Source organism: Corynebacterium sp. UMB8791, from assembly GCF_054166365.1.
Genome location: NZ_JBSZCG010000136.1, coordinates 64,538 through 86,971 on the forward strand (window position 1 = coordinate 64,538; position 22,434 = coordinate 86,971).

Here is a 22,434-nt window from a genome sequence, read left to right on the forward strand (position 1 = left end):
CACTCTGCAAAACATCAGTTCTTTGGCACAATGGGTTGATGTGACCAACGTAGAACTACTCCATTCGTTAGCTTCCGCGTACGGGTTCGGCACAAGCTACCGCGCTTCCAACGGTGCGATGACCACCCCGCCGCCGGAATCGTTCATCTCTCTGCTGCAGGCCCTGGGCGTCAACATTAGCGACGCCCCCTCCGACGAGGAGCTGCACCACCTCATTCACGCCAGGCACCAGTACTGGGCAACCCGCCCGCTGCCGCCCTGCGTTGTGGCCACGGCCGGGCAGGAGCGCCACTTCAACGTCCACGTGCACGACGGACACCCGGCCCACACCTGGATCCAGCTTGAGGACGGCACCCCGCGCGAGACTTACCAGGACGAAAACTGGGCACCACCAACTGCCGACGTCGCCGGCGTGGTCTGGGGCGAGGCCACCTTCCACGTGCCGGGCAACCTGCCCCCGGGCTACCACACGCTGCACCTGGAGTCCGATAACTTCAAGGACTCCTGCCCGCTGCTGGTGGTCCCGGCGCGTCTGGAGAGCAACCAGCGCTACATCGATAACCCGGTCTTCGGTGTGATGGCGCAGCTGTACTCGGTGCGCTCCGAGCAGTCCTGGGGCATCGGCGACTTCGAGGATCTCGGAACGCTTGCGGTGCTGCTGGCTGAGCAGGGCGCTGATTACCTGCTGATCAATCCGGTGCACGCGGCACAGCCAATCCCGCCGGTGGAGGACTCGCCGTACCTGCCGACGTCGCGCCGCTTCGTCAACCCGATCTACATCTCTGTCGAGGCGGTTGATGAGTACTACAAGCTGGACAAGGACGCGAAGGCCCAGATTGAGCGCATGGTCGCTCCGCTGAAGGCACTCAACCGCAGTGCGGAGCCGCTGCGTCGCAACGAAATCTTCGAGACGAAGCTCGCCGTACTTCGCGAGCTGTTCTTCATCGCCTGCGCCGATGAGCGCCGCACCCACGACTTCGAGCTCTTCTGCCTCGACGAGGGCGAAGGCCTCGAGGAGTTCGCCCGCTGGTGCGCCGTGGAGGCAATGGAGACCGCGCCGTCGCGCCACGAGCTCGACGAGGAACTCGAGGAACTCACACGCTTCTACATGTGGCTGCAGTTCATCGCCGACGAGCAGCGCCGCCGCGCCCAGGACAAGGCGCTGGCAGCGGGCATGAAGGTCGGCATCATGACCGACCTCGCGGTGGGGATCCACCCCGATGGTGCCGACGCCAACACGCTTGCCAACGTGCTCGTCCCCGAGGCGTCCGTCGGTGCCCCGCCGGACCAGTACTCCCAGCAGGGCCAGGACTGGTCACAGCCGCCATGGCACCCGCAGGCGCTCGCCGAAGCCGGCTACGAGCCGTGGCGCGAGCTGCTGCGCACCGTGCTGCGCCACTCCGGCGGTATCCGCGTCGATCACATCCTTGGTCTCTTCCGCCTGTTCTGGATGCCACGAAACGTCTCCCCGATGTTCGGCACCTACATGAATTACGACCACGAGGCCATGGTGGGCACCCTGGTGCTCGAGGCGCAGCGTGCGAACGCCGTGGTGGTGGGCGAAGACCTGGGCACGTTTGAGCCGTGGGTCCAGGACGTCCTGCAGGACAAGGGCATCCTTGGCACGACGGTGCTGTGGTTCGAGTCGTACGACGACGGCTCCCCGCTGCACACCTGGGATTACCGCCGCTTGGCGTTGTCGGCCGTCGGCACGCATGACCTGCCGCCGACCGCTGGCTACCTGCGGTTCGCGCACAACATCCTGCGCGACGAGCTCGGCCTGATCGAAGAGCCGCTCGAGGAGCTCAACGAGCAGGACCACCAGTGGCAGGCCCGCGTGCTTGACCGCGTGCGCGAGGACGGCCACTTCCACGGTACTTCCCTTGAGCACACCGAGTTCACGCAGCTGAGCGCCGAGGAGTTCGCCCGCGACGTCGACGTGGAGGACCTGCTTGTCGGTCTGACCCGCTTCATCGCCGCCACCCCATCGGCGATGACGGTGACGAACCTGGTGGATATGGTCGGCGATACCCGCATCCAGAACCAGCCGGGTACCAACGCGGAGCAGTACTCCAACTGGTGCATCCCGCTGACGGACAACAACGGCAAGGCGGTCCTCATCGAGGACCTGCCGAGTATCGAGCTGTTCGGTCGGGTCGCGGAGGCGTCGAAACGCTAGCGCGCTAAAGCAGCCCGGCCAGGGCTGCGACGACGACCAGCGCAATCATTACCCACAGTGCCTGTGTGACACGGGACTGTGGGTATTTGCGTTTCTGCTTCGGAAGCTGCTGATCACGCTTGCGGAGTTCTTCAGGGTTGGCCATAGTTGACCACCTTACTTCTTCGAAATTTTGTACGCGATCCAGTCACTCACACGCAGCATCGCCCACGACGCCACCCCTGCTAGTGGCAGCGCCACCAGCAGGATCAGTGGCGTCTGCAGCCAGGGTGACAGATCAAACATCGCTGCCCTCGAGCCCGCGGCGCACCAGCAGGGCGCGGGTGTCCTTGTCGCGGCCACGGAAGGCGCGGTAGGCCTCAGCGTAGTCGCGCGCGGCGCCAACCGAGAGGACCGTGTCGCGGAAGCGCTGGCCGCTGTCCCGGTTGATGCCGGACTCCTCGATGAGCTGGTAGCCGTCGGCGTCCAACGCCTCCGCCCACAGGTAGGAGTAGTAGCCCGCCGAGTAGCCGCCCGCAAAGATGTGGTTAAACCACGTGGATCGGTAGCGCGGTTCGAGCCCCTCGACGTCCAGACCGACCTTCTCGAGCGCCCGCTGCTCGAACGCATCAATATCCTCCGGTACCTCGCCGTCCAACGAGTGCCACGCCAGGTCAATAGCACAGGCCGACAGGTACTCGGCGGTAGCGAAGCCCTGTCCGAAGGTCCGTGACTGGCGCACCGCCTCCAGCAGCGCGTCCGGGATGACCTCGCCGGTGTCCACGTGTCGGGCATAGTTGCGGATGATCTCGGGCGCGAACGCGTAGTTCTCATTGATCTGGGAGGGGAACTCCACCCAGTCGCGCGGCACGTTCGTGCCGGAGAGCGTTGGGTAACGCACGTTAGACAGCAGCCCGTGCAGCGCGTGGCCGAACTCATGGAACACAGTCGTGACTTCATCGATCGTGAGCAGGTCGGAGGTCAGCGACATCACGTTCACCACCACCGGCTTCGTGCCGGTCAGCGTCGACTGGTCCACAAACGAGCTCATCCAGGCTCCCCCGCGTTTCGACGCCCGCGCCCCATAATCCGTCAGCAGCAGGCCGATGCCGGTGCCGTCTTCCTCTTTGACCTCCCACACATGCACGTCATCGCGGTAGCCGTGCAGGTCTTCGCGCTGTGTCACCGTAATGCCATAGAGCAGGTTCGCGGCGTAGAAGACGCCGTCGCGCAGCACCTGCTGCAGCGGGAAGTACTTGCGAAGCTCCGCGTCGTTGACGGAGAAGGCCTCTTCCCTGCGGCGCGCTTCCCAGTATGGCCAGTCGGCGCCGTCGAGCTCCATGCCCGCCAGCTCGCCTGCGAGCTTGCGTTCCGCGGCGGCGTTCGACGCGGCAGCCGGAGCGAGATCGCTGATAAGTTTGCGGGCTGCGGCGGCACTACCGGCGGTTTCCTCGGCGATGACGTAATCGGCATGCGTGTCGAAGCCGAGCAGCTTCGCGCGCTCCTGCCGGAGCCGCACCGATTCGACCACGAGTGCACCGTTGGTGTCACGGCCGCGCTGGCGGGAGGCGTCGAACAGCTTGTGGCGCGCGCTGCTGGACTCGAGCTCGGCCTGCAGCGACTGGGTCGTCGGCAGCTCGATCGGCACGACGTAGGCGTCTGGGTTGTCTGGGTCCTCTGCGTCGCGGTAGGCGGCGAGCTGCTCCTCGCTCAAGCCCGCCAGCTCGTCGCGGGTCATGCGCACCGCGAGCTTCGTCGTGTCCGCGAGTAGGTTGCGGCCGAACTGCTCGGAAAGCTCCGAGAGGCGCTGATTCAGCTCGCGCAGGCGCTGTTTGCCTGCCTCGTCGAGCTCCGCGCCACGGCGGGTGAACCGGCGCAGCAGCAGGTCGTAGAGGCGGCGCGACTCCTCGTCCGCCGGGGCCTCCACCGCACGCAGGCGGCCATAAAGCTCTTGGTTCTGGTAGATCGCGTCCGTGTGCGCAGACAGGCGCGGCACGATCGCGTCCGCCACCTCGTCGAACTCAGGCGAACCGTCGGTGCCCTGCAGGTTGAAAAACCATGCCAAGACTCGCTCTAAGTCGCTGCCCGCGCGCTCCAGCGCCTCGACGGTGTTCTCCCACGTCGGGGTCTCCTCAGTACAGATGCGGGCGATTTCTTCTTCATGCAGCACAAGCGCCCGCTCAAAGGCGGGCAGCACATGCTCGAGACGGATCGCCTGAAAATCAGGCAGCCCGTAAGGCAGTTCGGACGGGTGCAACAACGGATTGTCAGTCATAGCGCCCCATCCTACTTGGAGCGCAAGTTAGGCCGACTTACGACCAATCACCAGGAAGGTCGGGCGCGATTCGTGTCCCTGTGGCGTGCCGAACTCCTCGTCGATCTTGGTAATCTCCGGCAGCTCAACGACCTCGACGTCCTCCAGGCCAGCGGCGCGGAAGACCTCTGCGTATGCCTCCGGGGAGTCGGCCGTCGCCAACGGCAGCTCCTCGAGTACGTCGTCGGTGTAGGTCAGCACGAAAGAGTCCGGGCCGTTATCGGAGATGACCTGCGTTTCCTTCGAGATCCCGTTCGGGAACCAGGTCGCGTCCGCTGCGATGATCAGACCGCCAGGCTTCAGCGCCTCGGCCCACCCACGGATCGCCTCCGTCGGCTCGCGCAGCGTCCACAGCAGGTAGCGGCTGACAACGACGTCGAAGTCGTAGAAGGACGGGGGCAGGTCCGTCACGTCGACCTCGGCAAACAGTGGGGTGTTGATGCCTTCCTCCTGGCGGAGCTCCGCTTCGTCGCGGGCCTCATCGAGCATTGGTTCGCACGCATCCACGCCGACGACCGCGTAGCCGAGCTCCGCAATGATGTGCGCAATGTAGCCGTCACCTGTGCCCATGTCCAACACGCGAACCGCGTCCTGCGGCATGTAGCGCTTGAAGATGTCAGTCCACGCTGCGCGGTCTGCCTTGGCGCGCTCTGCTGTCCTGTGTTCGCGGTGGTATGCCTCAGCCCGGCCTGCCCAGTACTCGGTGATGCGTGCTTGGGTATCTGTCATTTGGGACAACTCATTCCTACAGAAGAAAGACAATAATCACTCACTAGCATAAGTCACCTTCGGCAGCTCGTCGAGAAATTTCGCGCTGGCTTTTCGGAATGTCAGCACGAACCCGTCCTCCGTCGCAATGCGGCGCACCGGCAGCCGATAGACGGGTTCAAGCAGCTCGGGGCGAAGCACGTCCTCTGTCGGCCCGGTGGCGACCATACGCCCATCGTGGATCAGCATGACATCGTCGCAGTAGCGCGCAGCCAGGTTCAAGTCGTGCAGCACCACCACGGAGGCGCACGGCAGCAACGCGATCAAATCCATCACGTCGTACTGGAACCGGATGTCGAGGTGGTTTGTTGGCTCGTCGAGAAGCAGGTGGGTGGAGCGCTGCGCAAGCCCGCGGGCGATGAGCGCACGCTGCTTCTCGCCGCCGGACAGCGCCGAGAAGTCGCGGGTGGCAAGGTCGATCGCGCCCACGTCACGCAGGGACTTTTCGACGATGGCCTCATCCTCACTCGTCGGCTTGCCCGTGAGCCCGAGGTACGGCAGGCGTCCGAGCATCACCAGCTCAGCGATACTGACCGGCATGTCGGACTCGTGCTCCTGCGTGACCACCGACAGCTTGTGCGCCAGCACCTTCTTGTTCATCTCGCCGAGCGGTTCGCCGTCCACGGTGACGGTCCCCGTGTCTGGCTTCAGGGAACCAAGCAGGCACCGGAGCAGCGTGGTTTTGCCGGAGCCGTTCGGGCCGACCAGCCCCAACACCCGCCCGTCCTGCACGGTGATATCAATGTCGTGCAGGATGGTGCGCTTTCCGCGTCGGAAGCGGATCCCGGTGCCCTCAATCATTTAGCGCTGCTCCAAAAACTCGTTGAGCTGCTCCAGGCCATCAATCGACATGCCTGATGGTGGCTCCGCCAAGTAGAGCAGCATCGGCATGATCGCACCGTTCTTGCCGGCATTGGTGTCGTTGATGCCTTTGATCTGCTTCACGCCCTCGATGGACGCGGCCGCGGCCTCGTCGCCGCCCTTGGAGTGCAGCGAGATGATCACGTCGGGGTTGCGGGCGATCAGTTCCTCGTCGCTGACCTCAAAGACGCGGTCAGCGGAGTCGCCGAAGACGTTGATCATGCCGGCGGACTCGACGATCGGGTTGGACATGGAACCGGCGCCGTAGGCGTAGTTCACGGAGCCGTCCGTCGCCGGGTAAAGCACCGCTACGCGCAGACCCTCGCCGGCCTTCTTGGCCTCGGCGGCCTCGAGGCGCGCCTTGGTCTCGGTGGTGAACTTCTCGGCGGTCTCGGTGACGTCGAAAAGATCCCCGTAGAACTTGATGTGGTCCCAGACGTGGTCCCAGCTCGCCGCGCCGTTGAGCGCACCACAGAAGCCGGGCTCCTCGATGATCGGCACGCCGGTGCCCTGCATCGCGTTATAGTCGACGTTGCCTGCGTAGCCGATGATCAGATCGGAGTCCGTCGCCACGATCTCTTCCTTCGAGATCTGCAGGTGACCACCGGCATCTACCTTGTCGGTCAACAGTGGGATGGCCGCCATCTTCTTCGCCAGCTCAGGCGAGAAGTACTCCTCCGAGAACGGTCCGGCAACCATGTGCACGTGGTCCAGTACGCCGAGCGCCTCAAGCGTCGGCACGACGCCCACGCGGTTGACCAGCATCACCTTCTGCGGCACACCGTCGATCTCCAGCGAGTGGCCACAGTTTTCGAACTTGTGCACCTCTGCTGCCGCGGTCGCGGAGGTCGATGCGCCGTTCGCTTCGGTGCCTGCCTCGTTGCCGGAGCAGGCCACAAGCCCGAGGCTCAGGGCGGCCGTCGCAACGAGGATGCCTACCCGGTTCACTGTGCGTTTCATGATCTACCTTTCGTGGGTATTAACTTGCGGCGCGCATGTTGCGCACCAGGATAAGAAGGAAGGGGGCGCCGACAAGCGCCGTAATAATGCCGATGGACAGCTCCCGCGGGGCAAGCAGCATCCGGGCGCCGATATCCGCCCACATCAGCAACACCGCGCCGAGTAGCCCGGCGATCGGCAGCATCGTGCGGTGCGCGCCACCAACGGCCCGGCGCGCCAGGTGCGGGATAACCAGGCCGACGAAGCTGATGGAGCCCGCCATCGCGACGATTGCACCGACGAGTAGACAGGCCACCACGAGCATTGCCAGGCGGAAGCGCTCCGGGTTGATGCCAGCGGTGAGCGCCGTTTCGTCGCCGATGCCCAACGCGTCCAGGTTCCTGCCCCAGATGACCGCGACGATGAGGCTGAAGAGCACCACGATGACGGTGATGAGCAGCGAGAGGTCCCAGGACGCGAGGCCCAGCGAGCCGAGCAGCCAGAACATCACGGAGCGGGAGCCTTCGGCATCGCCGGAGGCGAAGATAAGGAAGCTGGTGATGGCGGAGAGCGCGTAGCCAAGCGCGACACCCGCCATGAGCAGGCGGATTGAGGTGAGGCGGCCCTGCGAGCGCGCCACCGCGTACAGAACAAACGACGCCGCGATCGCGCCGAGGAACGCGCTGCCCTGCAGTGCGTAGTCGCCGAACGCAGCACCCGCGCCGAAGAGGATGGCCAGGGCCGCGCCCGTTGACGCGCCGCCGTTGATGCCGATGATGTACGGGTCCGCGAGCATGTTGCGCACGAGCGTCTGTAGGATCGCACCTGCGATCGAGAGCCCAGCACCGACGATGGATGAGGCTTCGGCGGCTGCGGAGGCTGTCGGCTTGATGGCTCGCGCAGTGCGCAAGGGTCGGACGGTGCTGCTGGATGCGCGCCTGCACCCGCAGGTGTTGCGGGTCGCATCGGAGCGTGCTCGCACGCTTGACCTCGAGGTGGAGGTCGTTGACCTGCGTGAGGGGGTCGTGGGAGAGGGCCTCGTGGGTGCCATCGTGGCCTACCCCGGCACCGAGGGCGACGTGGTTGATCCTCGCGCGGTGGTCGAGGCGGTGCACGAGCGCGGGGGCTTGGTCGCGGTGGATGCGGATATTCTCGCACTGACGCTGCTGGAGTCCCCTGGTGAGCTTGGCGCGGATATCGCGATTGGTTCCACGCAGCGCTTTGGTGTTCCACTGTTCTACGGTGGCCCGCACGCCGCGTACATGGCGGTCAAGGAGAAGATGAAGCGCCAGCTGCCGGGTCGCCTGGTGGGTGTGTCGAAGGACGCGGAGGGCACTCCTGCCTACCGCCTGGCGCTGCAGACCCGTGAGCAGCACATTCGTCGTGAGCGCGCGACCTCCAACATCTGTACCGCGCAGGCGTTGCTCGCGGTGACAGCGTCGATGTACGCCGTGTACCACGGCCCGCGCGGGCTCGAGGCTATCGCTGCTCAGGTGCACGACTGGGCGGCGCGTTTCGCCAAGTCCCTGCGTGACGCTGGTGTCGAGCTAAAGCACGACGCGTTCTTCGACACGGTGGCCGTCGTCGTGGACCGCTCCGAGGAAGTGTGCGAGCGTTTGGCGGATGCGGGCTACCTGGTGCGTCCGATTGACGCGACCACGGTGGGTGTCTCCTTCGGTGAGGACACGTCGGAGGACGACCTCGCGGCGCTGCTCGCTGGCTTCGGTGTCGACACGGTTGCTCACGAGGCGCCGTCCGCGCTGCCCGAGGCGCTGCGCCGCACAACGGAGTTCATGACGCACCCCAACTTCAACTCGGTGCATTCTGAGACGCAGATGATGCGCTACATCCGCAAGCTCGGCGACAAGGACCTCGCGCTGGATCGCACGATGATCCCGCTGGGTTCCTGCACGATGAAGCTGAACCCGACCGCGGGCCTAGAGACCATCACGTGGCCAGCATTCGCGAACGTGCACCCGTACACACCGGATCGCTTCACGGCTGGTTGGAGGGAGCTTATCGACGAGCTCCGCGCCTGGCTTGTCGAAATCACCGGATACGCCGAGGTATCTATGCAGCCAAACTCGGGAGCGACGGGCGAGCTGGCTGGCCTGTTGGCGATTCGCCGCTACCACGTTTCCCGTGGTGACCATGGCCGTGACATCTGCTTGATCCCGGCGTCGGCGCACGGTACGAACGCTGCGTCGGCGACGCTGGCGAACCTTCGGGTGGTCGTCGTGAAGACTGCGGAGGATGGCTCGATCGACCTGGCTGACTTGGATGCGAAGCTTGAGCAGCACGGCGAGCACGTCGCAGCGATTATGGTCACCTACCCGTCCACGCACGGTGTGTATGAGGACACGGTGCAGGCCGTCGCGGAGAAGGTGCATGCGGTGGGCGGTCAGGTCTACATCGATGGCGCGAACATGAACGCGCTGACTGGGCTTGCGCGCCCGGGTGACTTTGGTGGCGACGTATCGCACCTGAACCTGCATAAGACGTTTACGATTCCGCACGGCGGTGGCGGCCCGGGCGTTGGCCCGATTGGTGTGGCGGAGCACCTGATTCCGTTCCTGCCGACGGACCCGAACGTCGACCCAACGCATGCGGCCGACCCTGCCCCAGTTGGCGAGGGCGTGCCGGTTGCCGCGGCGAAGTTCGGCTCGGCGGGCGTGCTGCAGATCGCGTGGTCTTACATCGCGATGAGTGGTGCGGAGGGGTTGGCGTCCGCAACTGCGCATGCGGTGCTGGCGGCGAACTACGTGGCTCACGAGCTGCACGATTCCTTCCCGGTGCTCTACACCGGCGAGCATGGGCTGGTGGGCCACGAGTGCATCCTTGACCTGCGCGAGCTGACGGACCGCTCGGGCGTGACCGCGGCGGATGTGGCGAAGCGCCTGGTGGACTACGGTTTCCACGCCCCTACCCTGGCGTTCCCGGTGGCGGGCACGCTGATGGTGGAGCCGACCGAGTCCGAGGATCTGGACGAGCTGGATCGCTTCATCGAGGCGATGCGTTCCATCCGCACGGAGATCCAGGAGATCATCGACGGCAAGGTATCCTACGAGGCCTCCGTCCTGCACCATGCGCCGTTTACCGCGCACAGCGTCGCTAGCACTGCGTGGGACTACGAGTTCTCCCGCGAGCAGGCCGCCTACCCGGTAGAGCGCTTGGTGCGCGAGAAGTACTTCCCGCCTGTGCGCCGCATTGATGAGGCGTACGGCGACCGCAACCTGGTGTGCTCCTGCCCGCCGCCGGAGGCGTTTGATATTTCTGAAAGTTCAGCGAGTGCGGAAAAGTAAGGAGTGATTGTGATGGCTGAGACCCCTTTGTTTGCAGCGCATGAGGAGCTTGGTGCTTCCTTTACGGACTTCGGTGGCTGGAACATGCCGCTGAAGTACGACAACGAGCTTGCGGAGCACCGTGCGGTGCGCGAGCGCGTCGGCATCTTTGATCTCTCCCACATGGGCGAGATTGATGTACGCGGCCCCCAGGCTGCGGAGTTTTTGGACTACACGTTGATTTCCACGCTGTCTACGTTGCGTGTTGGCAAGGCGAAGTACTCGATGATCGTGGCCGAAGATGGCGGCATCATCGACGATTTGATCTCCTACCGCCTCGCAGACGATCACTTCCTGGTCGTGCCGAACGCTGGCAACACGCCCGCGGTGTGGGAGGCATTCCAAAAGCGCGCAGCAAACTTCGATGTAGAGCTGACGAACCGTAGCGCGGACGTCGCGCTTGTTGCGGTGCAGGGCCCTGATTCCTTATCGACGATCGCTTCGCACCTCGACGGCGACGCCGGCGCCTTGGCGTACTACTCGGCGGCACCGATGCGCTTCGGTGACTGCGACGTCTTGGTCGCCCGAACCGGCTACACCGGCGAGGACGGCTTCGAGCTCTACTGCGACCGCGAGGGCGTTCGCGCGATCTGGGACGCGCTCGCACCGAACGCGACGCCGTGCGGCCTGGCTGCGCGCGACTCCCTGCGGCTCGAGGCGTCGATGCCGCTGTACGGCCACGAGCTTTCCCGCGAGATCACCCCGGTCGAGGCCGGGATGGGCCGCGCGTTTGCGAAGAAAGAGGCGGACTTCGTGGGCAAGGACGCGCTTGTCAGCCGCGAGCCCTCGGTGGTTATTGCCGGCCTGTCGTCGGAGCAGCGTCGCGCCGCTCGCGAGGGTGCCGAGATCTACCTGGGCGATACGCGCATCGGCGTCGTCACCTCCGGGCAGCCTTCGCCCACGCTGCAGCGTCCGGTGGCGCTCGCGCACATCGACCCAGCGCACGCCGAGGTGGGCACGGATGTGGAAATTGATATCCGTGGGCGCCGCTATCCGTTTACTATTGTGGACACACCGTTCTATTCCCGAAAGGACAAGTAATCATGTCTTTGAACCCTGATTTTTACTACTCGGAGGACCACGAGTGGATCAACGCTCGCCCTGAGGATGCTGCTGGCACCAAGGTGCGCGTAGGCATCACGAACGTTGCGGCGGATCGCCTCGGCGAGGTCGTGTTCGCTGAGCTGCCGCAGGTCGGCGACCAGGTCACGGCGGGTGAAACCTGTGGCGAGGTCGAGTCGACGAAGTCGGTGTCTGACCTGTACGCACCGGTGACTGGCACGGTGACCGCGGTCAACGAAGACATCGACGGCGCCTACGAGGCCATTAACGAGGACCCGTTCGGCGCCGGCTGGCTCTTCGAGGTTGAGGTCGAGGAGGTCGGCCCGCTGATGACGGCAGATGAGTACGCTGCCGCTAACGGTGTCGAAAACTAGCGACTATCGTTGGCAGGCATGACAGCTCCACGCGATCCGTTCTTCCCTGCCGACAAGTCCATTCGGGCCTCAGCCGCGCCTATTGATGTGCGCGAGCTGGGGCTCGTTGATTATGAGGAGGCCTGGCACCTCCAGGCGGACTTAGCCAAGCAGCGAGCGGCAGACGAGATCCCGGACACGGTGCTGGTGCTGCAGCACCCCTCGGTGTTTACCGCGGGCAAGCGAACCCAGCCGGAGGACTTGCCGGATCCGTCGTACCCGGTCCCGGTCGTGGACGTTGATCGCGGAGGACGCATCACGTGGCACGGCGAGGGCCAGCTTGTCCTTTACCCCATCATCAAGCTTGCCCAGCCGGTAGACGTCGTGGACTACGTGCGCCGCCTGGAGGAGGCCATCATCGAGACGGTGCGCAAGGCGGGGGTACATGCCGCCGGGCGTATCGACGGCCGCTCCGGCGTCTGGGTGCCAAAAACCGTCGACGCGGCGGATAGCTCGGCGTCGCACCGCGATAGGAAGATCGCGGCGCTGGGTATCCGCATCACCCGCGGAGTGACCATGCATGGGCTCGCGCTGAACTGCGACAACACCTTGGAGCACTACGGCCACATCGTTGCGTGCGGCATCGACGACGCCGACGTGACCACGATGAGCCTGGAGCTTGGCCGCGACGTCACACCTGAGGAGATGACCGCTCCGCTGCTCGACGCCCTCAAGCGCGCCCTTGCAGGCGAGCTCGTGGTGGCCGACCACAGCTTTGGTTCGGCACCGGATCCGACGAAGGGGCTCAAACGTCGAGATGTAAGGCGAGCCTCCCATTAAACCTCGACTTTGGAGGGGCTGTCCGTTACGGTGGACGGCGTGACTATTGCACCAGAAGGACGCAAACTACTTCGCGTAGAAAAACGCAACGCTCAGACCCCTATCGAGTCGAAACCGCGTTGGATCCGCAACGCGGTCAAGACCGGCCCTGAGTACGAGGACATGAAAAAGAAGGTGAAGGGCGCGTCCCTTCACACCGTGTGCCAGGAGGCCGGCTGCCCCAACATTCACGAGTGCTGGGAGTCGCGCGAGGCGACATTCCTGATCGGTGGCGCGAACTGCTCTCGTCGCTGTGACTTCTGCCAGATCAACTCGGCGAAGCCCGAGCCGCTCGACGTCAACGAGCCGCAGCGTGTGGCGGAGTCAGTTCGCGAGATGAACCTGAACTACTCCACCATCACCGGTGTGACCCGCGACGACCTCGAGGATGAGGGCGCGTGGCTGTATGCGGAGGTTGTGCGCAAGATTCACGAGCTCAACCCGCATACTGGCGTCGAAAATCTCACCCCGGACTTTTCCGGCAAGCCGGATCTGCTCCAGGAGGTCTTTGAAGCTCGTCCGGAGGTCTTCGCGCACAACGTGGAGACGGTCCCGCGCATCTTTAAGCGCATCCGCCCGGCGTTCCGCTACGACCGCTCTCTGGACGTCATCCGCCAGGCGCGCGACTTCGGTTTGATCACCAAGTCCAACCTGATCCTGGGCATGGGTGAGACCCAGGAAGAGGTCATGCAGGCGCTGCAAGACCTTGTTGACGCCGGCACTGACATCATCACGATCACCCAGTACCTGCGCCCCGGCCCGATGTACCACCCGATCGACCGTTGGGTAAAGCCCGAAGAGTTCATCGAGTACCGCGACGCGGCCTACGAGATGGGCTTCGGCGCCGTCATGTCGGGTCCACTGGTGCGCTCCTCATACCGCGCGGGCAAGCTCTACGTCGAGGCGATGGAGCACCGCGGCCTGGAGTTGCCGGAAAACCTGCGCCACCTGGCGGAAACCTCGAAGGGCGATACTGCCCAGGAAGCCTCGACGCTCCTGGAGAAGTACGGTGCTTCGAAGGATCACCCGGTAGCAACACGTTCCTAACCCGCTTTGGCCACTTTGGTCCGGCCATGTTCGTGACATAGAGTTGACGGCATGGCTCAGTCGAAGGATAAGGCAGCCCTGAAGGCTGCGAAGAAGCAGGAGCGCGCCGCGAAGCGCGCAAAGGGAAAGCAGACACGTAGCCAGATTTGGCAGGCGTTTCAGATTCAGCGCAAGCGGGATAAGAAGCTCATCCCGATTATGCTGGCCTGCCTGCTTGGCATGGGTCTGCTTTTCTTCTTGATCGGCCTCATTTGGGGCGGCCAGTGGTACATGCTGGCGCTCGGCTTGGCGTTCGGTACCGTGCTGGCGATGTGGATGTTCACCCGCCGCTTGGAGCGCTCGATGTACGACGAGGTCGGTGACACCCCGGGCGTTGCCGGTTGGACGTTGGAGAACCTGCGCAACACCATCGGCATGGTGTGGATCACCAAGACCGGTGTGCAGGCCAACACCCATATGGATACCGTGCACCGCGTGATTGGCCTGCCAGGCGTCATCCTGGTCGGTGAGGGCAACGAGAACCGCCTACGCACCCTGATGAAGAAGGAGTCCCGCCGCGTGGACCGCCTACTGGCAGGCGTGCCGATCCACGAGGTGTACGTGGGCGAAGGCGAAGGCCAGGTTGCAGTACGTGACCTGCAGAAGCACTTGATGAAGCTGCCACGCCACTACCGCAAGGATGACGTCTACTCCATGAGCGCGAAGCTCGAGGCCATGGACGCTCGTACGCAGCCTGGCCAGATGCCTGGTCTGCCTGGCGGCCCGCTGCCGAAGCAGGCCCAGAACATGGCGGGTATGAACCGCCGTATGCGCCGAATGCAGCAGCGTCAAGGCAAGTAAGTATGTCTTCCTTCGACATGGGCGTCGAGGCCAGCACCGCGCTGCGCCTCGGCGCTCTTTTGTTGTCCGCGGGCGCTCCCGGCTACCGGGTCACCCGCGCCGTGAAGCGTTGTGCCCGCGCGATGCACTTCGACGACGCCGACGTGGTCGTCGGCTTCGACACGATCACGTGCACTGTCCACCGCGGTGATAATTTCCGCACGCTCGTGGCTGATCTTCCGCTGCCCGGGGTGAACGCGTCGCGCATCGAGGCGCTCGAGAACCTCACCAAGCACGAGATGCACCGCTACACCACCGCGGAAGAAATCAACGCTGCCATTGACGAGATTGAGGCGATCCCTACTCCACGTTGGGGTCCGCTGACCTCCAGCTGCGCGGCTGGCCTTGCGTGCGGTGGCTTCGCTGTACTGAACCACTTCTCGTTCTTCACCGCGCTGCTGGTGATTATTGCGGCTGGTGTGGGCCAGTACGTCCGTCTGCGATTGGGGCGTCGACACCTCCTGCAACTAGGCGTCGTGATGGCAGCGGCCCTGGTGTCAACGTTGCTGTTCCTGGCGCTCGCGTGGGCGCTTCCCCACTCCGACTTTGAGCTCTCCGCGGGCTTCGTCCCCGCGATTTTGTACCTTGTGCCGGGCTTTCCCCTGTTCGTTTCTTTGATGGATCTCTCCCGCTTCGACTTCACCTCGGGGCTGCCGAGGCTCTTCTTCGCACTCGAAGTGGTCATCACCATGATGCTGACGGTCGCGGTCATCGCGATGGTCACCGATGCGCCCGCCCCCAGTACGGTCAGCACAACCCCGGATCCTGCGTTTTACGGGGCTGCGGCGCTCGCCAGCTTCGTCTCCGTGGGTGGGTTCGCTATTTTGTTTAATGCCTCACGCAGGATGACACTTTTGGCAGCCACGCTCGGCACCGTCGCCAATGTGTTGCGCCTCATGCTTGTCGACGCCCACGTGGAATACTTCCTCGCCTGCCTGCTGGGGACCCTTGTGATCGGCATTCTTGGTTCCTGGCTGGGCCAACACTTTCGGGTGCCGCGCACCACGGTGACCATCCCCGCGGCCGTGGTCATGATCCCCGGCCCCACCATTTACGCGGCGCTGCACCAGATCACGAACGGCAATATCTCCGCGGCAATCGACTCGACTACCGCCGTCGTGCTCACGGTGTTGTTCCTCTCTGGAGGCCTGACGGTGGCCCGTCTGCTCACTGACAAGAACTGGGCGTTCCAGCGCACCGTGGAATTCCGCCCGTTGGAGGAGCCCTAGCTCCGAATCACGGTCGTGTTGGTCGCACGATCGTGCATGCCGCGGCCGTCGGCGTCGACAAGCGCTGCGGGCAGAATGAACGCAGTGAGCAGCGTGCGCACTGCCGCGCGCCACAGCCCGACGGGCTCTTCCGCGTCGACGCGGGCCACCCCCATCCCGAGGATCGCCATGCCCGGCGTGCGTGCAAATAGCCAACCGCAAATGATGCCCAACACGATCCACAACAGATACGTCAACGTCGACGTGCCACCGAAAACGGTGGTGTTGGCATGAATGATCGCTGCAGCCGCCCAGGCAATTGCCCAGTCGATCGCGACGCCTCCCATGCGTCGCGCCACCGACGCCTGCGCGCCCGCGCCCTCCTTCGGCAACCCAAGGAACTGCCCCGGGTAGTCAGGGATCGCATCATCGCCTTTGAACTGGCCGGGAAGCTCCGGGCCGTCGAGCCATCGTTTTCCTTGGGGTGCAGACATGCGACATAGCCTATCCTCTTTTCCCGAAAAGCTGTTACAGAGCGGGAGCTACACGCTAGAATTGTGCGAAGTTCCCAACGCCGTCCGAAGGAGAAAAGGTCGTGTCTTTCGAAACTATCGAAGACGTAAAGAAGTTCATTCAGGACGAGAACGTGGAGTTTGTCGACGTCCGGTTTACCGACGTCCCCGGCATCGAGCACCACTTCTCTATCCCTGCCTCCATGTTTGACGAAACCGTCATGGAAGAAGGCCTCGCCTTCGACGGCTCATCGATTCGTGGCTTTACCACCATCGAAGAGTCCGACATGACGCTCATGCCGGATCTCGCCACCGCAAAGCTGGACCAGTTCCGCGCAGCGAAGACCCTGAACGTGAAGTTCTTCGTCAACGACCCATTCACCCTCGAAGCGTTCTCCCGCGACCCGCGCAACGTTGCGCGCAAGGCGGAGCAGTACCTGGCTTCCACCGGCATCGCCGATACCTGTAGCTTTGGCGCCGAGGCCGAGTTCTACCTCTTCGACTCCATCCGATACGAGGTCGAAGGCCACCGCGCGTTCTACGAGATCGACGCCGAAGAAGGCTGGTGGAACCGCGGCAAGGAAACCGATGCAGTCGGCGGCCCGAACCTTGGCTACCACAACCGCGTCAAGGGCGGCTACTTCCCCGTCCCACCACACGACAAGACCGTCGACGTGCGCGACGCCATGGTCAAGAACCTGCGCGAATCCGGCTTCGAAATCGAACGCTTCCACCGCGAGGTAGGCAACGGCGGCCAGCAAGAGATCAACTACCGCTTCAACACCCTCCTGCACGCAGCCGACGACCTCCAGGACTTCAAGTACATCATCAAGAACACCGCCACCCAGTACGGCAAGACGGCTACCTTCATGCCGAAGCCGCTGGCCGGTGACAACGGCTCCGGCATGCACGCCCACCAGTCCCTCTGGAAGGACGGCAAGCCACTGTTCTACGACGAAAACGGCTACGGCGGACTTTCCGACATCGCCCGCTGGTACATCGGCGGCATCCTCGAGCACGCCGGCGCTGTCCTTGCGTTTACCAACCCGACGCTGAACTCCTACCACCGCCTGGTGCCAGGTTTCGAGGCCCCCATCAACCTCGTGTACTCCCAGCGCAACCGCTCCGCCGCGATCCGCATCCCGATCACCGGCACCAACCCGAAGGCGAAGCGCATCGAGTTCCGCGCACCGGACCCATCAGGCAACCCGTACCTCGGCTTCGCTGCCATGATGATGGCAGGCCTCGACGGTGTGAAGAACCGCATCGAGCCGCACGCTCCGGTGGACAAGGACCTCTACGAGCTGCCACCGGAGGAAGCCAAGGACATCCCGCAGGCACCGACCTCGCTCGAGGCATCACTGCAGGCTCTGCAAGACGACTTCGAGTTCCTCACCGAAGGCGACGTCTTCACCGAAGATCTCATCGACACGTACGTGAAGCTCAAGTACGACAGCGAGATCACCCCGGCGCGCCTGCGCCCGACGCCGCTGGAGTTTGAGCTGTATTTTGACTGCTAGATTCTGAGCCCAGGTTCGTCCTGGTCCCTTGCCCACGGTTTCCGTCACGGTTGCCGTGGGTTTTTCTTTGTCTTCTTCCTGTGCAGCGGACTTTTGCACCACATTCCCTCACGCAAAATCGGCGACCTGCGCATTTGCCGACGTCCCCTTCCCAAACCCAGGAATCTGGTGCGGGCCGCTTCGTGCCAGTGCCAAAAGACACAACACATAACATCTAGCCCTTTTTTGACCTGCGGGAACGTGGAGGTCGAAGTTCAAACTTGCGTCCCTTGTCACTGCATCTCAGGCCAGGACACCAAATTCCCCATTTCTCCCAGAAAAACTTGAGTATTTCCCCAGGTGGCCGAAGTCCGCGGACGGATTGTGGTGCACAGCTCACTCGCAAGAACCAGCGACATCCCCGCTATACATAACTCCACACAAACCACACATTTCCACACAAACCACACAACTCCACACAAGAGCGCTAATGTGTAACTATGACGACCACGCAAAACCCTTTCCGTGCTTCGCTTGGGACTAGCCCGCCACTCCTAGTCGGCCGCGACGAAGTAATCGATGACTTCAGACTCGGGCTTGAAGAAGGACCAGGTGCACACGAACGCATCTCACTCCTCGTTGGCGCACGAGGTATTGGAAAAACAGCCCTACTCAACGAGTTAGAAGACACCGCAATAAACGCTGGGTGGCTAACGTTTTCCGAAACGGCGACTGAGGGGTTCGTCGATAAGTTGAGAGACCAACTTACAGAGTTTCTCGAGAGCGATGCGCCGACCCGAACCTCTTTTCAAGTTGGTCCGAGCGCTTTGCGCCTCAAGCATGAGTTTGAACGGCCTGCTCAAAGGCCACGTTCACTCCGTACTCTACTCACGGAGGTCCTTGACACGCTCGCGAACCACAACAGGTTTAACCGTTCTGCCAGTGGTGTCTTAATTACGGTCGATGAGCTTCATTTCGTACATCATGATGAAATTGTTGAGTTCGCGACGGCTATTCAACACCTCGTTCGAGAAAACAGGGAAATCGCCGTGGTGATGGCCGGTATTCCAAGTTCGGTGAGACCTCTGCTTGCCAGTGACGAAGGGCGCAATCCAATCACTTTCTTAAGGCGTGCAAACCGCGTGGATCTCGGCCGACTCAGAGGTACAGAGGTCCGTGAGGGGCTCACAGTTCCCGTCCAGCAAGCTGGACGTTCGTGGGACGAGGAAGCCCTCGCGACTGCTGTACAAGCTACTGGAGGCTATCCGTTCATGATCCAGTTGATTGGCAACTTCGCTTGGCGCTTTGAATCCTCTGACACAATTCAATTGGAGGCTACAGAAAAGGCCATTACGCGAGCACGAAAGAAACTCGGGCAACTTGTTCATGAACCAGCGCTCAACGATCTCTCTGCGGAGGATCGTAGGTTCCTTGCAGCAATGTCGCTCGATGATGGTGCCTCGAAAATCAGCGATGTCGCCAGCCGTCTCGAAGTGAGCGAACAACAAGCTTACAACTATCGACGCCGCCTTAGCGAAGCCGACTTAATCACTTACGACCGCGGCACCGCAGACTTAGCGCTCCCCTATCTGCGCGAGTACCTTCGCACCCATGTGGTCGCAGATATTCTTCGTCTGCCCGAGTTTGAAGAGTGACAGTTTGCTTACTCGCAACGTGCCTTCCGGCAGACCGAGGGGCTATCGCTTGCATACCATCACCACTACTCCATCAGGCAGCAAGGGACTGCTCGGAGGAGATCATCGGATGCAAGCAACTCTCGTCTTTGAAAGTCTGTAGGTAGGCGCATCACAATGTCGGGACCGCCATATAGAGTACGAACCATGTCCCGTATGAATCCGCTCATCCATGCCGTTCGCCAAGCGCAGGACGGCAATCCGCTCGCAAACCCCGTGACAGTGTTGTGCATGCCAGGTGCACGTGATGCTGTGATGGATGCGTTGTCGCAGTCCGGCGTGGCTGTGGGCGTGAAAGTCCTGTCGTTGCAGTTGTTTGTGGAGTCCCAGTTCCCGGGATTAGTTGACCCTGCTGAGGTCGCCGCTTTGGTGGTGCATGCGTTGCAGGAACTCCCGGAGGATTCCGAGATCCGCGCGCGGGGGCTCGCTGGCGAACCGGCTACACGAACGGGAGTACGAAAGGCGGTATGGCAGCTGCTGCAGGCCCCGCGGGAGCGATGGGGACTCACTGGTACCAGGACACTGCCGAAGGAGATCGCCTCGATCACGGAGCGGATAGCGGACAGGTTCAAGTCATCGTCCAAAGGCGAGCCGGCCAGGACGCTTCCATATGAGGCTTGGCAGCAGGCCTGCATCCCGGAGCGCACCATTGTGTGGGATGTTGTTGGGCTGACGCCTGCTGAGGATCGTCTGCTCGAGCGGCTGCCGGAGCCATTGCGCCCGGACGACACTGCCCAGGTCACCACGATGGAAGTTGCGGATGAACACGTCCAGGCGCTCGCTGTACTCAGCAAGGTCCGGGAAAGCATCGCCGAGTCGTCTGCCCCACAGGAAGAGGCGCTGGACCGCGTCGGGGTTGCGATGATGAATCAGGCGTTCTACCCGGTGTTAGTTGATGCTGCGCAGGGTCTCCCGCTGGTGGGTGGCGCAACGGAGTGTCTACTCGACGCCCCGGAGGTCGCCACGGTGGTCGGGCTTGTGTCGCTCGAGGTCGACACGATACCGCGAGCGCAGCTTGCGGAGATTCTGCTGCGCGGACGGATCGGCTGGCAGGATGCGGCGGGTAAGCGCCCGGCAATCTTCGGGTTCGATTCGCTCAGTCGCCACCGAAACGGCCCGCGTTCTTGGCCTCGCTGGCAGGAGTTCAGCGTGGATCACGTGGTCAATGGAGAAAAGGTCCCGGCGCGGGTGGAGGCTGCGTGGGTTGTGGCGCTCCACGACGACCTGGTGGCGCTTCGCGCGTCTGAATCTTGGGGCGAGTGGGCGACACAGGCGCTCCAGCTGGCGAAGAAGCATGTGCAGGGACCGGTGCCGGAGTCCCTGTTTTCGAACTTGGCACAGTTTGATCAGTTGGGAATCGACTTCAGTGTGCTCGCAGCACAGGAGGCGCTGTGGGAAGCTGCGGTTGCAACTCCACTTGGTACCGATGATGCGTTTCCGGCTGGTTTGCGCGTCGGTGCACTGTCTGGGCTGGTCGGTGGGGATCTGGACGTGCTGTTGGTATGCAACGCGTCGTCGATATTTATGCCGCACGGTGTGCCGGAGCCTGCTGGTGTGTCACTCGAACAGCTCGGTACCAGCGTAGAGCGCGAGACCAGCCGTCAGCATGAGATCCTCGAAGCTGCTCTGCGTACGGCGAACGAGGTGCGGTGTATCCACGCCGATCAGCTCAGCGGTGGCGAGTTTGGCGGGGAGCCCAGCCATTGGATCCCAGCAGACCACACCCCAATAGATGGCTGCGAGGCGAATGACTTCCCGGCCGCAAGCAGGCGAACCGCCAGCTTCACCCACGCCCTGCGCGGAGCATGGCCGGTATCCACGCAGCAGACGATGTCAGTGGTGAAGGCTCGCAGCGAGGGCAACCCGAGCGATGAGTTCAATGGCTTCGTTGAGGGTCTGAGCGACTGGATTGCAGATCACGAGTTCTCTGCGTCGGCATTGAACCTGTATGTGGAGTCCCCGTACCTTTTCTTCATTCAGTACGTAGCTGGCATGCGCGAGCTTGAGGCGGATCCCGCCGAGGACCTGGATTCTCGTGATAAGGGCACGATCTTCCACTCCATCGTGGAGGAATGGACGCGCCGTGTGTGGCTCGATGCGTCTCCTCGACCTGCCAGTTATGCGGAGCTGGACTGGGATGCGGCTCGCGAAGTGCTGGATTCTATCGCCGCCGCGCACCTGAGCGCGCCCCTGCTCAGTGAGGTGAGCGCGCTTTCGCGGCACGCCTTCGAGCTGCGCTTGACCAAGGCTCTGGGTGCCTGGTTTGAGGCAGAACGTCAGCAGGCTGAGGCAGGCTGGATGCCTGTTGGTGTCGAGCTTGCATTCGGTCGGGGTTCAGACATCGAGGTATTTTTCGACACCTCCTTCGGCCAGGTATCGCTGAAGGGGTTCATTGACCGCGTCGATTTCCACCCGGAGACCAGAAGTCTGCGCGTGGTGGATTACAAAACTGGCAGGAACCGGATCGCGAAGAAGGACGTGCTCGCTTGGGACAACGTCTCCTCGTTTACCGTCCAGCCGGATTTCTACGGCCTAGCCATGTGGCAAGCGATTTCTAACGGTGCGCTCGCAGCGTGGTTGGACAAAATGGGCATCGGCGAGGATGTGGTCACGGTTTCTCCGAGCGTGGACGTGGATTTCCACTTCGTGTTCGCCGACAATCCCGATGAGGAGCACTACCTTGCCATTTTTGACCAGGAACGCTATGACGATTTCGTCCACGTGTTGGGCAGCACCCTGGAATTAATGGCCCAGGGAGTCTTCTTCCCGCGGCCGATTGATACTGAACGCTTCCTCCGCACCCAGATTCTGCGCTTGGGTGCAAATAATTACGTCCGCCAAGCCGACGCAATCAGCGATTATCTCTTTGAGCTCTACCAAAGCCTGACACCTGCGCGCGAAAATGAAGGTGAGAACTAAC

18 protein-coding genes and 1 pseudogene are annotated in these 22,434 nt (G+C 62.8%); 11 read left to right on the top strand and 8 right to left on the bottom strand.

Annotated elements, in window-relative coordinates; genetic code table 11:
- Positions 1 to 40: 40 nt before the first annotated feature.
- Positions 41 to 2,179, top strand: a complete 2,139-nt coding sequence (malQ, locus tag ACXIUA_RS09130; RefSeq protein WP_210385493.1) for a 4-alpha-glucanotransferase — start codon at positions 41 to 43, stop codon at positions 2,177 to 2,179.
- Between the two features lie 4 nt (positions 2,180 to 2,183).
- On the opposite strand, the gene ACXIUA_RS09135 is transcribed toward malQ, so the two are convergent.
- From ACXIUA_RS09135 to ACXIUA_RS09165, 7 genes and pseudogenes are all read right to left on the bottom strand, one after another.
- Positions 2,184 to 2,324: a hypothetical protein gene (locus ACXIUA_RS09135; RefSeq protein WP_252931274.1), complete on the bottom strand. Its 141-nt coding sequence runs from the start codon at positions 2,322 to 2,324 to the stop codon at positions 2,184 to 2,186.
- A gap of 11 nt (positions 2,325 to 2,335) precedes the next feature.
- Positions 2,336 to 2,464, bottom strand: a complete 129-nt coding sequence (locus ACXIUA_RS09140) for a hypothetical protein (protein WP_457976647.1) — start codon at positions 2,462 to 2,464, stop codon at positions 2,336 to 2,338.
- The gene (locus ACXIUA_RS09145) at positions 2,457 to 4,433 is read right to left on the bottom strand and encodes a M3 family metallopeptidase (protein ID WP_457976648.1); all 1,977 of its coding nucleotides are present in this window, start codon (positions 4,431 to 4,433) and stop codon (positions 2,457 to 2,459) included. Before ACXIUA_RS09145 ends, ACXIUA_RS09140 begins: the two co-directional genes overlap by 8 nt.
- A gap of 27 nt (positions 4,434 to 4,460) precedes the next feature.
- Positions 4,461 to 5,201, bottom strand: a complete 741-nt coding sequence (locus tag ACXIUA_RS09150; protein ID WP_070478016.1) for a class I SAM-dependent methyltransferase — start codon at positions 5,199 to 5,201, stop codon at positions 4,461 to 4,463.
- A 36-nt stretch (positions 5,202 to 5,237) separates the two neighbouring features.
- Positions 5,238 to 6,041, bottom strand: a complete 804-nt coding sequence (locus ACXIUA_RS09155; RefSeq protein WP_457976649.1) for an ABC transporter ATP-binding protein — start codon at positions 6,039 to 6,041, stop codon at positions 5,238 to 5,240.
- The gene (locus tag ACXIUA_RS09160) at positions 6,042 to 7,061 is read right to left on the bottom strand and encodes an ABC transporter substrate-binding protein (protein ID WP_457976650.1); all 1,020 of its coding nucleotides are present in this window, start codon (positions 7,059 to 7,061) and stop codon (positions 6,042 to 6,044) included. It abuts the gene before it with no gap.
- A 19-nt stretch (positions 7,062 to 7,080) separates the two neighbouring features.
- Positions 7,081 to 7,899, bottom strand: a pseudogene (locus ACXIUA_RS09165) (FecCD family ABC transporter permease); the annotation flags it as partial.
- Between ACXIUA_RS09165 and gcvP the strand changes: the two are divergent.
- Genes gcvP through ACXIUA_RS09200 form a run of 7 tightly spaced genes read left to right on the top strand, consistent with a single transcriptional unit; the run spans position 7,835 to position 15,830 of the window.
- A complete protein-coding gene (gene gcvP / locus ACXIUA_RS09170; protein WP_457976651.1) occupies positions 7,835 to 10,342 on the top strand; it encodes an aminomethyl-transferring glycine dehydrogenase in 2,508 nt (835 codons plus the stop codon). The pseudogene ACXIUA_RS09165 and the gene gcvP sit on opposite strands and share 65 nt — an antisense overlap.
- A gap of 12 nt (positions 10,343 to 10,354) precedes the next feature.
- Positions 10,355 to 11,422, top strand: coding sequence for a glycine cleavage system aminomethyltransferase GcvT (gene gcvT, locus ACXIUA_RS09175; protein WP_457976652.1), 1,068 nt, complete (start codon positions 10,355 to 10,357; stop codon positions 11,420 to 11,422).
- Between the two features lie 2 nt (positions 11,423 to 11,424).
- On the top strand, positions 11,425 to 11,817 hold the full coding sequence (gene gcvH / locus ACXIUA_RS09180) for a glycine cleavage system protein GcvH (RefSeq protein ID WP_083290837.1): 393 nt from the start codon (positions 11,425 to 11,427) through the stop codon (positions 11,815 to 11,817).
- A gap of 18 nt (positions 11,818 to 11,835) precedes the next feature.
- Positions 11,836 to 12,636 carry a lipoyl(octanoyl) transferase LipB gene (gene lipB, locus ACXIUA_RS09185; RefSeq protein WP_070362179.1) on the top strand — a complete coding sequence of 267 codons (801 nt, stop codon included), beginning with the start codon at positions 11,836 to 11,838 and terminating at the stop codon, positions 12,634 to 12,636.
- Between the two features lie 39 nt (positions 12,637 to 12,675).
- Positions 12,676 to 13,722: a lipoyl synthase gene (gene lipA, locus ACXIUA_RS09190; protein ID WP_070363464.1), complete on the top strand. Its 1,047-nt coding sequence runs from the start codon at positions 12,676 to 12,678 to the stop codon at positions 13,720 to 13,722.
- Between the two features lie 51 nt (positions 13,723 to 13,773).
- Positions 13,774 to 14,562, top strand: coding sequence for a DUF4191 domain-containing protein (locus ACXIUA_RS09195; RefSeq protein WP_070362178.1), 789 nt, complete (start codon positions 13,774 to 13,776; stop codon positions 14,560 to 14,562).
- A 2-nt stretch (positions 14,563 to 14,564) separates the two neighbouring features.
- Positions 14,565 to 15,830, top strand: a complete 1,266-nt coding sequence (locus tag ACXIUA_RS09200; protein ID WP_284804423.1) for a threonine/serine exporter family protein — start codon at positions 14,565 to 14,567, stop codon at positions 15,828 to 15,830.
- Here the strand turns inward: ACXIUA_RS09200 and ACXIUA_RS09205 are convergent.
- A complete protein-coding gene (locus tag ACXIUA_RS09205) occupies positions 15,827 to 16,303 on the bottom strand; it encodes an RDD family protein (protein WP_070362177.1) in 477 nt (158 codons plus the stop codon). The genes ACXIUA_RS09200 and ACXIUA_RS09205 overlap by 4 nt on opposite strands.
- Positions 16,304 to 16,404: 101 nt before the next feature.
- Between ACXIUA_RS09205 and glnA the strand changes: the two genes are divergently transcribed.
- From glnA to ACXIUA_RS09220, 3 genes are all read left to right on the top strand, one after another.
- Entirely contained in the window at positions 16,405 to 17,841 is a 1,437-nt protein-coding gene (gene glnA / locus ACXIUA_RS09210) for a type I glutamate--ammonia ligase (protein WP_070362176.1), read from the top strand.
- Between the two features lie 479 nt (positions 17,842 to 18,320).
- Positions 18,321 to 19,475 carry an AAA family ATPase gene (locus ACXIUA_RS09215; RefSeq protein ID WP_070362175.1) on the top strand — a complete coding sequence of 385 codons (1,155 nt, stop codon included), beginning with the start codon at positions 18,321 to 18,323 and terminating at the stop codon, positions 19,473 to 19,475.
- A gap of 186 nt (positions 19,476 to 19,661) precedes the next feature.
- The gene (locus ACXIUA_RS09220) at positions 19,662 to 22,433 is read left to right on the top strand and encodes a PD-(D/E)XK nuclease family protein (RefSeq protein ID WP_070477912.1); all 2,772 of its coding nucleotides are present in this window, start codon (positions 19,662 to 19,664) and stop codon (positions 22,431 to 22,433) included.
- Position 22,434 lies beyond the last annotated feature (1 nt).

Coding starts and splice junctions, on each gene's coding strand:
- ACXIUA_RS09135 (WP_252931274.1), bottom strand. CDS start 2,324: ATGGCCAACCCTGAAGAACTCCGCAAGCGTGATCAGCAGCTTCCGAAG.
- ACXIUA_RS09140 (WP_457976647.1), bottom strand. CDS start 2,464: ATGTTTGATCTGTCACCCTGGCTGCAGACGCCACTGATCCTGCTGGTG.
- ACXIUA_RS09145 (WP_457976648.1), bottom strand. CDS start 4,433: ATGACTGACAATCCGTTGTTGCACCCGTCCGAACTGCCTTACGGGCTG.
- ACXIUA_RS09150 (WP_070478016.1), bottom strand. CDS start 5,201: ATGACAGATACCCAAGCACGCATCACCGAGTACTGGGCAGGCCGGGCT.
- ACXIUA_RS09155 (WP_457976649.1), bottom strand. CDS start 6,041: ATGATTGAGGGCACCGGGATCCGCTTCCGACGCGGAAAGCGCACCATC.
- ACXIUA_RS09160 (WP_457976650.1), bottom strand. CDS start 7,061: ATGAAACGCACAGTGAACCGGGTAGGCATCCTCGTTGCGACGGCCGCC.
- gcvP (WP_457976651.1), top strand. CDS start 7,835: ATGTTGCGCACGAGCGTCTGTAGGATCGCACCTGCGATCGAGAGCCCA.
- gcvT (WP_457976652.1), top strand. CDS start 10,355: ATGGCTGAGACCCCTTTGTTTGCAGCGCATGAGGAGCTTGGTGCTTCC.
- gcvH (WP_083290837.1), top strand. CDS start 11,425: ATGTCTTTGAACCCTGATTTTTACTACTCGGAGGACCACGAGTGGATC.
- lipB (WP_070362179.1), top strand. CDS start 11,836: ATGACAGCTCCACGCGATCCGTTCTTCCCTGCCGACAAGTCCATTCGG.
- ACXIUA_RS09195 (WP_070362178.1), top strand. CDS start 13,774: ATGGCTCAGTCGAAGGATAAGGCAGCCCTGAAGGCTGCGAAGAAGCAG.
- ACXIUA_RS09200 (WP_284804423.1), top strand. CDS start 14,565: ATGTCTTCCTTCGACATGGGCGTCGAGGCCAGCACCGCGCTGCGCCTC.
- ACXIUA_RS09205 (WP_070362177.1), bottom strand. CDS start 16,303: ATGTCTGCACCCCAAGGAAAACGATGGCTCGACGGCCCGGAGCTTCCC.
- ACXIUA_RS09215 (WP_070362175.1), top strand. CDS start 18,321: ATGACGACCACGCAAAACCCTTTCCGTGCTTCGCTTGGGACTAGCCCG.
- ACXIUA_RS09220 (WP_070477912.1), top strand. CDS start 19,662: ATGTCCCGTATGAATCCGCTCATCCATGCCGTTCGCCAAGCGCAGGAC.